The sequence below is a fragment of the Mycolicibacterium confluentis genome, from assembly GCF_010729895.1.
Classification (GTDB): Bacteria; Actinomycetota; Actinomycetes; order Mycobacteriales; family Mycobacteriaceae; genus Mycobacterium; species Mycobacterium confluentis.
On record NZ_AP022612.1, the window covers coordinates 5,839,456 to 5,852,426 of the forward strand.

Genomic DNA, 12,971 nt, shown 5'->3' on the forward strand with positions numbered 1-12,971 from the left:
CCCGCCGAACGGGCCGAGCATGCCGCATTGGCGGCTGACCGTGACGGTCGGAACCAGGTACTTTACGTAGTGTCGACGGTGATGTCTGGGTGCTTGACACTTCGGGTGTGTGGCTGCGAGCGAGTATCTAGCACTGTGTGTGAACACGGCAGTTTCAACGTGTGCTTGCCGACTCGCGGCCGCAACATCGGCCTGATCGGACACTTCGCCCGGCCCGGCAGAAGTGGCGCCGGCGACGGAATCGAGCATGACACGTTCGAGCTCAGAATCCGGCCCTGAGGGGACGGGTGAAAAGCGACACAATGGTGCGTCGCGCCGGACAACAACACGAAGTTTTCAGAGGAAGGTGATCACGGTGATGGATCCGCGGCATGCGATCTTGTTCGAACCAATCGCGATTGGACCGAAGGTGCTGCCGAACCGGTTCTATCAGGTCCCGCATTGCACGAGCTTCGGCGTCGTCCGGCCGCGTGCACAGGCGGCGTTCCGTGGAATGAAGGCCGAGGGCGGATGGGGTGCGGTGTGCACCGAGGAATGTTCCATTCATCCAGAGGCCGACCAGATGCCGATGGTGCTGGCCCGCCTCTGGGACGACGATGATGCGGCCAACCTGTCGCTCATGTCCGAGAGCGTCCATGACAACGGTGCCTTGGCGGGTATCGAGCTGTGGTACGGCGGAATCCACGGCCTGAGCATGGAGTCCAGAGCTGTACAGCGGGCACCGTCACAGATCGCCAGCGATCTCGTACCGATGTCCCCCTGCCGTGAGATGGATCTTGACGACATCAAGGCGGTGCAGGGGTTCTATGTCGATGCGGCGTTGCGTGCGCGTGATGCGGGCTTCGACATCATCTGCATCTACGGTGGCCACGAGGGCCTGTTGGAGCAGTTTATGTCGCCGCACTTCAACAAGCGCACGGATGGGTACGGTGGTTCGTTCGCCAATCGGGCCCGGATGTGGCGTGAGGTCGTCGAGGGAATCTCTGCGGCCGTCGGCTCGGATTGCGCTGTCTCGGTGCGGTTGTCGGCTGACACCCTGCGAGGCGAAGAGGGCGTGCTTCTCGAACGGGACGTCTTGCCGTTCGTGGAGATGTGCGACGGCGTGGTCGACTTGTGGGACGTGCACATCGGCAGCAGCGACTGGGGAGATGACGCGACGCCGTCGCGATTCTTCAAGAGCGCACGGGCGATGGACTGGGTGAAATCCGTCAAGGAAGCGACCCGCAAACCGGTCGTGGCCGTGGGGCGCTTCACCGATCCCAACGAGATGGCCCGTGTCATCAACGAAGGCGTGCTCGACATCATCGGCGCCGCCCGACCCTCGATCGCCGACCCCTTCCTGCCCGCGAAGATCAAGGCCGGCCGGCTTGAAGACATCCGTGAATGCATCGGTTGCAACATCTGTGTGTCCCGTTTCGAGCACGGTGGGCCGCCGATCGTGTGCACTCAGAATGCGACGTCCGGGGAGGAGTACCGGCGCGGCTGGCACCCGGAGCGATTCTCGAAGGCCGCCAATGCCGACAACGATGTGTTGATCGTCGGCGCCGGTCCTGCGGGCCTGGAATGTGCGCGTGTGCTCGGCGAGCGGGGTATGCGCAACGTGCATCTGGTCGACGCCGACGCCGAACTCGGTGGGCACCTCAAGTGGATGGCAAATCTGCCGGGGCTGCGGGAGTGGAGCCGAGTCATCGACTACCGGCTGACCCAGTTCGACAAGCTCGACAACGTCACTGTCATCCCGAACACCCGTATGACCGCCCAGGACATCGTCGACTACGGCGCCAGCCTCGTCGTCGTCGCCTCGGGGGCGCGGTGGTCTGACTGCGGGCTCGGACCCGTTACGCGCAACGGAATCCCAGGCGCTGACGCCCAATTGCCCTATGTTCTCACCCCTGAGCAGATCATGGTGGAGAACAAGCCGGTGCCCGGTGAGCGCGTCGTGATCATCGAAGCGGAGGGATACCACGTCGGAGCGGCGTTGGCGGACCGACTCTCGGCCGAAGGCAAGTCGGTGACGGTGCTGACGCACCTCGGGGAGCTCGCGCCGTACACCCATTACACGCTGGAAGCGACCCATCTGCGCAAGAAGCTGTACACGCAGGGCGTCAGCACCGCGGCATCCATGGTTCCGACCCGCATCACCCCCGAGGGTGTGTGGGCTCACTACGCCTACGCCGACGCCGAGGATGCGAAGCTCATCGAGGCGGACGCCGTCGTTCTGGTGACCCAACGGGTCTCCGACACAACGCTTTACCGCAACATTGTCGACGGCTTTGGTGCGGAGAAGCTTGCCGAGGAGGGCATCGCGGGGGTCTACCGAATCGGCGACTGCGTGGCGCCGCGGATCGTGGCAGAGTCGGTCTTCGATGGGCACCGCTTGGCGCGCGAAATCGACTCCGCGGACCCGTCGATGCCACTGCCGTACCTGCGCGAACGCCCCATCGCGCGCGAGCTGCCGATCTTCAACGTGCAGCGAGCTTGACGAAACGCATTGGTAGGCACTGGAAGAACTGACACCCGGGGGCTTTCGGAATCCGTTCACGCGGAGTGAGATTGGTTCCGCAAGCACTACAGCGGAGCCGGCCACACGTCCGGTGATAGACATCGAGAGGATATGCCACATGGATCCGAAGCCTCTGGGGCAGCAGCACAATGGCGAGACGAGTGACGTCGACGCAGTTGTCATCGGCGCCGGTATCGGCGGCCTGTACGCGGTGCGCCGGCTTGCCGCCGACGGGCTGAATGTCATCGGTTTCGACAGCGCCACCGATGTCGGCGGCGTGTGGTTGCACAACGGCTACCCCGGGGCCCGGGTCGATATCGAGGCGTATTACTACTGCTTCTTCGACCCTGAGATCTACGGGGAATGGCAGTGGTCGCAGCGGTTCCCGCCGCAGTCGGAGCTGTTGGCGTACTTGCGGCACTATGCAGAACACTACGGATTGCGGCGGTACTTCAGTTTCAACACCCGGGTCGAGGAACTGCATTGGCAGCCCGAGGCCAAGCGCTGGCGAGTGCGCACCAACACCGGCTCCACCGTGTATGCGCGACACGTCGTGCTGGCCACGGGCCAGCTTTCGAAGGGGCGTGACCTTCCCTTCGAAGGTGTCGAGGACTTCGCCGGTCAGTGGCTGGAGACATCGCAGTGGCCGACCGAGCCGGTGGACCTGACGGGTAAGCGAGTTGCGGTGATCGGGACGGGATCCTCTGGTGCACAGGTGATTGCGGCGATCGCTGAGCAGGTCGAGAGCCTGCACGTGTTCCAACGCACCCCCAACTACGTGGTTCCGTCCCAGAACGCCCCGATGGATCAGGACCGTTACCGGCAGTACAGCCAGAATCTCGGCGACCTGTGGGATCAGGTGATGCGAACGGGGCCGGCCTACCTGGCCCCGACCACCGACGTACCGGCCTCGTCGATGGATCCCGAGCAGCAGCGTCAGCGGATGGAAGACCAGTGGAACTTCGGCGGCCTGGCGATGACGTTCACGTTCCCCGATCAGAGGACCGATTGGAAGACCGCCGATCTGGTGTCCGATTTCGTCCGCGCAAAGATTCGCGACGCCATCGATGATCCCGCGTTGGCTGATGTCCTCGAACCGCGCGACTATCCGATCGGCACCCGGCGCCTGGTGGTGTGCAACGGCTACTACGAAGCGTTCAACCGGGACAACGTCAACCTCGTCAACCTGCGCAAAGAGTCGATCACGCGGGTCACTCCGCAGGGCATACAGACCGATGAGGGGTTCTACGAAGTCGATGTGATCATCTCGGCGCTGGGATTCGACGCCTTCAGCGGGGCGATGGACGCGATCGACATCCGTAATGCCGACGGCCGGCGGCCGACCGAGGACTGGGCTCGGGGACCGCAGGCACACCTCGGTCTGATGGTGCACGGATTCCCGAACATGTACGTCCTCACCGGCCCGGGCTCCCCGTCCGTGCTGGTGAACTTCAACGTGCACAATGTGTTTCACGTCGATTACGTGGCGGATCTGATCTCCTACATGAGCAGCCACGACTACGACGCGGTGCAACCGACCGCCGAGGCTCAGCAACGGTGGCATATCGAGACCCAACGTGCCGCGGACGGACTGCTGCGCAAGGAGGTGAAGAACTACATGGTTCACGTCAACGACGACGGGTCCCGTGTCTTCATTCCCTATGCCGGCGGGTGGTCGACGTACGTCGACATCGTCAATCGAGTCGCCGCCGAGGGCTATCCGGGCTTCGCCTTCTCGGAGGTCGGAACGTCGACGTACCGTGCCGTGGACCATGAGGACACCGTCGTCCCCCTCTGAACGGCATCCGTCGATCCACAATGCCCGCCGGCGTCCACACGCCGGCGGGCATTCCGCTGTTCAGGCCAAATTTGATCCGTTCGCGTCGACATGGACAATCTGTCGACTCCCGCGCCGGCATTGCCGACGTTTCGCCCTTCGACTCGGCCACCCCGGGTTGACCAAACTATGGCCTATGAGTTCGTCACCGACAGATGCCACTCTTGCCCCCTCCAGCACCCCGGACGCCGCGGATCTCATGGCCGCGGATTCGCGGCACGTCATCCACGGCTTCAGTCCGTTCGGTGACCGAACGCCGGGCCCGGTCTTCGCGTCCGGACGCGGGATCACGCTGACGGATGTGGACGGTCAGGACTGGATAGACGCCTGCGCTGGACAGGCCAACGTCGCCCTCGGATACGGTCGCACCGATATCGCCGATGTGGTCGCCGACGCACTGCGCGAGTTGACCTTCGGAACGCACTTCTACCAGCGGCGGAGCCATGTCGGTGCGGCTCGGCTGGCCGAACGGCTGGCCCAGGTGACCCCGGCCGGCCTCGATCAGTTCGTGTTCATGCTCGGTGGCTCCGACGCGGTGGACACCGCGATCAAGATCGCGCGGTTCGTCAACATCGCCGCAGGCCGGCCGGAGAAGATCCACATTATCGGCCGGTGGAACAGCTACCACGGCGTCACCTATGGCGGGGCCAGCCTGACCGGCGATCCGGCGATGTGGCGCAATATCGGGCCCAGGCTGGAAGGTTTCTCCCATATCGACCAGCCGGAGACCGACTCGGTGGGCGCCGCACGCCTGCTGGAGGACGAGATTCTGCGCATCGGTGCCCACAAGGTCGCCGCGTTCATGGCCGAGCCGATCTCGACCCCGAACGGTATCGTCGTGCCGCCGGATGACTACTGGTCCCAGATCCGCGAAATCTGCGATCGCCACGACGTTCTGCTGATCAGCGACGAGGTGCTGACCGGGTTCGGCCGCACCGGAAAAATGTTCGCGGTGGAGAACTGGGATCTGCGCCCCGACATCTTGACCATGTCCAAGGCGATCACAGCCGGGTTCTTCCCGCTGGCGGTCGTCGCGATCAGTGGAGAACTGCGGGACCAGCTGTCGGCCAGCGACGACGCCTTCGTCCATGGCGTGACCGCCGGTGGGCACCCCGCGGCCTGCGCCGCCGCGCTGGCCACTCTGGACATCTACGAACGCGAGAACGTCCTGTCGCAGTGCATCACGGCCGGGCAGTACCTCTCGACGAGACTGCGTGCCCTGGCCGACACCTATCCGGTGCTGGACAAGAGCAGCGTCCGAGGCATCGGGATGATGCACGCAGTGGACCTCGACGCCGACGCGGTCGATCCGGGATACGGCGCGGCCCTGCACGCCGAGTTCATCAAACAGCGCGTCTTCGTGCGTACCTACCGCAACAATCAGACCATCGGCTTGCTGCCGTCGTTGACTCTGAGCACCGAGGATGTCGACGCCATCACCGGGCGCATGGCGGCCGCGCTGGAGATCACCCGACCATAGGCCGGCAACGCCAACCGACTTCCCCGACTGAGCACGTTTTGCACTGCAAACGGAAAGAAAGAACATGACGGAAACCACCAAAAGCTCACTCATCGAACGCGTTCCGAGCCTGGAACGCCTGACGCGACCGTTCATCGACGGCGGCTTCGTCGACGCCCGGTCGTCCGGCACGTTCGAGAACATCAGTCCCGTCAACGGTGACCGGCTGCCCGATGTGGCCTCGGGTGACGCCGCTGATATCGATGCCGCGGTGGCTTCGGCCCGCAGGAGCTTCGAGATGGGTGACTGGCGGCGGCGCACGCCGCGCGAGCGCAAGATCGTGCTGCAGCGGTTCGGGCGTATCCTGCGCGACAACACCGAGGAACTCGCCGCCCTGCTGGCCGTCGAGATGGGCAAGCCGGTCAAGGACGGCCGGTGGGAGGTCGATTTCAGCGCCACGGTCCTGGAGTGGTTCGGTGAGGCTGTCGACCATCTGTACGACGAGGTTGCGCCCATTGGTGAGGTCGGCCATGCCACGATCACCCGGGTCCCCGTCGGTGTCGCCGGCGCCATCATTCCGTGGAACTACCCGTTGCTGATGGCGGCGGTGAAGCTCGCACCGGCACTGGCTTCGGGCAACTCCATGGTCCTCAAGCCGGCTGAGCAGACGCCTGCGGTCGCGTTGCGGGTGGCAGAACTGGCGCTGGAGGCGGGCGTTCCCGCCGGTGTGCTCAACGTCGTCCCCGGACTCGGTCACACGGCAGGAAAGGCCCTCGCCGAACATCTGGATGTTGACGCGATCGGCTTCACCGGATCGACTAGCGTGGGCCGCCTGGTCATGAAAGCGGCCGCCGAATCCAATCTGAAGAAGGTCTCGCTTGAGCTCGGCGGCAAGTCGCCGGCGCTGGTGCTCGCCGACGCCGCCGACATGCTCGACCTGGTTGCAGCGAAAACCGCGGAGTCCGTCTTCGGAAACGCGGGGCAGATGTGTGACTCCAGTACACGCCTGATCGTCCACGAATCCCTCGCGGACGAGGTTGTCGAACGACTCGGTGCCGTGGCAGCCGATTGGCAGCCCGGTGATCCCTTCGACGATGCCACCACCATGGGGGCGATCATCGAGGCCCGGCAGCTGGAGCGCATCATGGGCTTCATCGCCGGCGCGGAGCCCGGTGGGGCGTCAATCGCCCATGGCGGCAACCAAGTTCGCCAGGAGACCGGCGGGTTCTATGTGGAGCCGACGGTCATCCGGGGAGTCACCAACGATATGGACATCGCCCGCAAGGAGATCTTCGGTCCGGTGCTCTCGGTCATCACATTCTCCGATGATGAAGAGGGTCTGCGCATCGCCAATGACACCTCCTACGGGCTGGCCGCCAAGATGTGGACCGGCGACTTGAAGAAGGCCCACCGGATCTCCCGGGAGCTGCGCGCCGGCGCGGTGTTGGTCAACGGTGACGAACTCTTCGACGTGACGCTGCCGCACGGGGGCTTCAAGCAGTCCGGTATCGGCCGCGACTACTCGCATCACGCCTTCGACAACTGGACCCAGCTGAAATCGACCTACATCAACCTGATGTGACGCTTGCGAATCGTCTGCCGCCGTGGGTGTCTGCCCGCGGCGGCAGACGTCGTTCCGGGGTCTTGTGTCAGAGCTGACCGCCCGGTATATGGCTGAGCACGCGCAGCGCGAGGTGTAATCCGAGCCGGACGTCCGAGTCGTCCAGGTCGACACCGAGCAGCGATTGGATGCGTTCCACCCGGTTGTAGAGCGATTGCCGCTCCAGATGTAGCGCCCGGGCGGTCTCGGTCTTCTGGCCGTGTTGCTCCAGCAGGACCTGCAGGGTTTTGACCAGTTGAGTGCGGCGCTGCGCGTCGTAGGTGATCAGACGCTCCAGTCGCAGCCGGGCGAAACGTTCCAGGTCGGGATTGTCGCGCAGACTCCAGATCAGGCGATCCAGGTCGAGGTCGGCGGCATCGTGCCATGGGCGTGGTGGGCTGTGCAGCGCACCGTCCAGGGCGTCCACGGCGACGGCCAGCCCTTCGATTGCGGCCTGCCACGTATGCACCGCCGGCCCAACGGACAGTACCGCTGACTGCGGATCGGCAAGGTGGCGCTTGGCAGCGTCCTGGGTGACCTGGGCCACTCTGTCGGCGATGCGGCCGCGGTTGGCGACATCTTCGACTCCGATCATTATCAGCGTCGGGTTGGCCGTCGAGCCGTCATCGATCAGCGCGGGAATTCCGATGCCGCCCAGATCGGACTTGACGTCGCGCCAGACCTGGCGCCACTGATGGTCCTCAGATGCGACGGTCGTCGCGCGATGATGGCGTGCCCGGCGGATTGCGAGAGGGATGAGTACCGGTGGAGTGAACCCGAGGGCGACTGCGCGCGCTTCGGCCGCGAACGGTTCGATCGAACCGGCCAGAAGCGAGGTCAGGAGGCCGCCGTGGCGACCGTGGTCGGCGAACACGGCGTCTCGCCGGCGATTGCCGATCACGATCAGACTGATCACCTGTGCGGCACGTTCCAACGCGACGGTCGCCGCCTCGGTGAATTCGCCGCTGATGCCCAGCGCGACGAGTCGGCCGTCGCGGGCTCCGTCGATGGTGAGATGCCTTTCGATCCACGGCGGCGCGGTGTCGACAGCACGTGCCATCAACTCCCAGCCCGCGGTGACATCGCGATCGGTCATTCCATTGAGCGCTCGATAGACGAATCCACCATCGGCTCGTTCGTAGACGACGGGGTTCCCGACGGCAGCGGCCACCGCATCGAGAACTTCGGCGATACCGCCGCCGCCGAGGACGAGGTCTGTCAGATGCAGCTGAAGTTCTTGCGCCTGATCCAGCAAAGTGATTTTTTGGTTGACGATCTGAGTGTGAATGGCCTCGGTGACTTCGATGAAGGCAACCGGCAGATGCAGCGCTATGAGTGTGAAGTCACGCTTATGGCATTCGTCGATGATGTGTCGAGGCACGCTGCGGAAGTTGGAGCCGAGCTCGAGCACCATAGCGGCGACACCGCGTTCGGACAGCTCCACGATGAGACGGCGATCGGCGGATTCCGGGCCGGCGAACATGCGGCCCTCGGTGAGCACCAGTTCGCCACCACGAAGAACCGACGCAATATCGCGAACCTCGACGACATGCACCCAACGGACCGGGTGATCGAGGTTGGCGTGGCCCGCCACCACTTCAGGCGCGCCTCCCCGCAGTGCGGGCAACGCCAGAGCTTGGCGAACGGTTAGCGATTCTGACACAGGACCATTGTGTCTGACTCGTCAATTGCGGTCGCGGGTCCAGCCTGAGTTTCTGACACTCTGTCGTGCGGCGGTGCGAGATGCTTGACAGCGCGGGGGTGCGGCTGCCCACGACGTTTGCCGCACGATTGCGAGGCGATCGTCTCTCCGAGCGGTACGTCTGTCGCTGCAACGGGTAAGGAGCCTCCTGATGAGCATGCCGATTGTCGGCTATACCGATCGCCTCACGGTTGAACCCGGCCAGACGGTTGACTTCAAGATCAGTTGTGACGTCCCGACATTCACCGCCTCTCTGGTGCGTCTGATCCACGGTGACCCCAATCCGGCAGGCCCCGGCTTCAAAGCCCAACACATCGCATCCAGCATCGAGGGCACCCATCCGGGTCGATGCCAGTCACTGTCTGCAGGTTCGTATGTTCGAGTCCCGTATGGCACCGGGTTGACCCCAGCCGGCAGCTTCACTGTCCACCTCTGGATCTGGCCGACCTTGCCGACAGGTGGTCCCCAGACCCTTATCTCCCAGGGCCGCCTCAGTGAGGGCGGCTACGCCTTGCGGATCGAAGAGGGGAAGGTCACGTTTCGCGTGGGCGACCAAGTGCTGTCCGCGCCGAAGGTGCTGCGTGCCCGCAGGTGGTATTCGGTGTCCGCAGTGGTTGACGTCACGTCAGGCGAGGTTCGACTCGACGTGGTGCCGAAGGCCATCAACTGTGCTGCCGAACACGATCGGGCAGTCGGTGCCATCGCCGTGCCGACGCCCGGAACCACCGACGTGCTCATCGGAGCCGAGCAACTCGACTCCGCTGAGATCGGCAATCATTACAACGGCAAGGTCGACGCTCCCCGGATCTATGGGTCCGTGCTGAGCGAGTCCGCACTGGAGGCGATATCCCAGGGCACTGCACTGGACGCTGAGGTGTCCCCGTTGGCTGCGTGGGACTTTGCCCTGGATATCAGCAACTGGACGGTGACAGACACCGCGGGTCACTTCCATGGGCAAACGGTGAACAAGCCGATGCGGGGCACCACCGGGCACAACTGGGACGGTACGGAGACGGCTTGGCCCCATGCGCCTGCACAATACGGTGCCATCCACTTCCACGACGACGATCTCGGCGATGCAGGCTGGGCGACGACGTTTCGATGGACGGTTCCCGATGACCTACCCAGTGCGGTTTATGCGGCGCACCTGACCGCCGGCGATGCCGAGGACTACGTCCCGGTGTTCGTGCGCCCCCGCAGCGGGGCGCCTACGGCCAAGATCGCCTTGGTGATGCCGACATTCAGCTATCTGGCCTACGCCAACGAGCAGCTGCTCAACAATCCGCTGCTGGACAAGGGTGACTACCCTTCGCAGGTACAAGATCGTTACATCGTCGAGAATGGGTTGCTCAGCCTCTACGACAAGCACAGCGACGGGTCTGGGGTCTGCTATTCGTCGCGGTTGCGACCTGTGGTCAACATGCGTCCCAAGGTCAACATGGCCTGGCTCGACGGTGGCAAGGGATCGCCACATCAGTTCAACGCGGACCTGCACATCGTCGACTGGTTGTACGAACACAATTACGACGTCGACATCTATACCGACGAGGATCTGCATCGGGACGGCGGCGCGTTACTGGAGCCGTACAAGGCGGTGCTGACGGGCAGCCATGCCGAGTACTGGTCGGCCGAGATGCTCGATGCCACTCAACAGTATCTGCGCGGGGGTGGCCGACTGATGTCGTTGTCCGGCAACGGAATGTACTGGGTGACTCAGCTCGACCCCGAGACGGGGACCAGCATCGAGATCCGCCGTCGCGGGCCGGCGACTCGTATGTGGGAGCCCGAACCCGGCGAGGCGCATCTCAGCAGCACCGGAGAACTCGGGGGTCTCTGGCGCTTCCGGGGCCGTGGGCCGCACACCTGGATCGGGGCGGGCCACACGGCTGAAACCTCCGGTCCTGGCCGGCCCTATCGGCGCACCGAGCAGAGCTACGACCCCGAGTTCGCATTCGTGTTCGACGGTGTCGACGGCGACACGATCGGTGACATCCCATGCCTGGTCAATTCCCATGGTGCAGCGGGTTTCGAGTTCGACCGGGCCGATGTGGCCGTCGGAACCCCGGTCGAGACCGTGGTGCTTGCCACTGCCGATGGATTCGGCGATGACGCGCAGAACACCATCGAGGATGTCCTACTGGCAGATTCGCAACAGGGCGGTACGCAGAGTCCGAACGTCCGTGCGGACATGACGATGCTCAGGTATCCCGCCGGGGGTGCCGTCTTTGCGGTCAGTTCCATTTCGTGGAGCGCTTGCCTGTCATACAACGGATACGACAACGACGTGTCACGTATCACGCGAAATGTGCTTGAGGCATACATCTCCGACGGTATGTAGAACGGGCGATGAGGGCCGCGATCACCCGTTGTTCTGCCATGGGCAACAACGGAATTCTTCTGACCGCTTCAAACAATTGAGAGGGCTTACAGCCAGTGGCGAACGTCGAAACGACAAACCCCGCGACAGAACAGCAACTCGCCAGCTATACGGCCATGACAGACGCTCAGATCGACGCGGCCGTCGACCGGGCCGAGCGCGCCCACCGAGAATGGGCGACCTGGACCTTCGAGCAGCGAGGCACCGTCATCGCAGCCGCCGCAGAACTTTTGCGGCGCGAGATCGAGGAGCTCGCGCTGCTTATCACCCGGGAAATGGGTAAACCCGTGGCGGAGTCGCGGGCCGAGGTCACCAAATGTGCGAATGCGCTTGACTATTACGCAGAGAACGCATCGCAACTGCTTGCCGATACAGTCTACGAGACAGCAGCGGAGCGCAGCTGGGTGTCGTACGAACCACTAGGCGTTGTCCTGGCCGTCATGCCGTGGAATTTCCCGCTGTGGCAGGTGTTCCGGTTTGCAGGCCCTGCGTTGATGGCGGGTAATGCCGCGGTGTTGAAGCATTCCCCGAACACCACGGGTGCAGCACTGGAGGCACAGCGCATCATCGAGGCGGCAGGTGCGCCGGCCGGACTGTTGACGACGCTGATCGTGACCGAGAACGATGTCGCCGATGTCACCGCACGACTGATCGACGACGACCGAATCGCCGCAGTCACCCTGACCGGCAGCGAGCGCGCGGGCGCCGCCGTCGGATCGTGCGCCGGCCGGTCCATCAAGAAGTCGGTGCTCGAACTGGGCGGGTCGGATCCGTTCATCGTCCTCGCCGATGCCGATATCGAGACCGTCGTTCAACACGCCGTGAAGGCCCGCTTTCTCAATGCCGGCCAAAGTTGCATTTCGCCGAAGCGGTTCATTGTGGACGCGCGGGTCGCCGACGACTTCATCGCGGGAATGCAGCGGTCGGTGTCGGCGCTCACGGTGGGGGATCCCGAGGACCCGGCGACGGACATCGGGCCGATGGCCAGGCCGGATCTGCGCCACCTCGTTGCCGGGCAGGTGGCTGAAACGTTGCGTGCGGGTGCGGATTTGATCGCAGGCGGTAACTCGGTGTCCGATCGCACAGGCTGGTTCTTTCAGCCCACCCTCATCGCCGACGTGCGTCCGGGAAGCCCGGCATACGAAGAGGAGATCTTCGGTCCCGTGGCGGCGGTCCTGACCTTCGCCAGTGATGCCGAGGCGGTTCGTATCGCGAACGCCACACGATTCGGCCTGGGGTCGAGTGTCTGGGGTGCAGACCTCGACAGGGCCTCCCACATTGGCCGGCAGGTGGTTTCGGGAGCCTGTTTCATCAACGCCCCAGTAGCCTCGGACGTCCGCATTCCGTTCGGCGGCGCCAAACGCAGCGGGTTCGGTCGTGAGCTGGCAGACGCGGGAATCCGCGAGTTCGTCAACGCCCGCACGTGGTGGGTGAACGACGACGCCTCGGCCCGAAAGGGTCCGTGACCCTGCGCGGTTGACGCTGTGTGGGCC

Annotated in this window: 7 protein-coding genes; 6 read left to right on the forward strand and 1 reads right to left on the reverse strand. The window is 64.1% G+C overall.

Going from position 1 to position 12,971, the window contains the following annotated elements; translation table 11 throughout:
* The first annotated feature begins 379 nt into the window (after positions 1–379).
* From G6N34_RS27405 to G6N34_RS27420, 4 genes are all read left to right on the forward strand, one after another.
* Positions 380–2,482 (forward strand): oxidoreductase, encoded by a 2,103-nt coding sequence (locus G6N34_RS27405; protein ID WP_234813052.1) that lies wholly within the window; start codon positions 380–382, stop codon positions 2,480–2,482.
* A gap of 139 nt (positions 2,483–2,621) precedes the next feature.
* On the forward strand, positions 2,622–4,301 hold the full coding sequence (locus tag G6N34_RS27410; protein WP_085154940.1) for a flavin-containing monooxygenase: 1,680 nt from the start codon (positions 2,622–2,624) through the stop codon (positions 4,299–4,301).
* 175 nt (positions 4,302–4,476) lie between these two features.
* Positions 4,477–5,820: an aminotransferase family protein gene (locus G6N34_RS27415; RefSeq protein WP_163645573.1), complete on the forward strand. Its 1,344-nt coding sequence runs from the start codon at positions 4,477–4,479 to the stop codon at positions 5,818–5,820.
* A 64-nt stretch (positions 5,821–5,884) separates the two neighbouring features.
* Positions 5,885–7,381 (forward strand): aldehyde dehydrogenase family protein, encoded by a 1,497-nt coding sequence (locus tag G6N34_RS27420; RefSeq protein WP_085154944.1) that lies wholly within the window; start codon positions 5,885–5,887, stop codon positions 7,379–7,381.
* Between the two features lie 67 nt (positions 7,382–7,448).
* Here G6N34_RS27420 and G6N34_RS27425 read toward each other — a convergent pair whose 3' ends face one another.
* Positions 7,449–9,062, reverse strand: coding sequence for a PucR family transcriptional regulator (locus G6N34_RS27425; RefSeq protein WP_085154946.1), 1,614 nt, complete (start codon positions 9,060–9,062; stop codon positions 7,449–7,451).
* Between the two features lie 190 nt (positions 9,063–9,252).
* Here G6N34_RS27425 and G6N34_RS27430 point away from each other — a divergent pair, with 190 nt between their 5' ends.
* Together G6N34_RS27430 and G6N34_RS27435 are read left to right on the forward strand one after the other, a co-directional pair.
* Positions 9,253–11,439, forward strand: coding sequence for a N,N-dimethylformamidase beta subunit family domain-containing protein (locus tag G6N34_RS27430; RefSeq protein WP_085154948.1), 2,187 nt, complete (start codon positions 9,253–9,255; stop codon positions 11,437–11,439).
* Between the two features lie 95 nt (positions 11,440–11,534).
* The gene (locus G6N34_RS27435; protein ID WP_163645577.1) at positions 11,535–12,944 is read left to right on the forward strand and encodes an NAD-dependent succinate-semialdehyde dehydrogenase; all 1,410 of its coding nucleotides are present in this window, start codon (positions 11,535–11,537) and stop codon (positions 12,942–12,944) included.
* Positions 12,945–12,971: the final 27 nt, after the last annotated feature.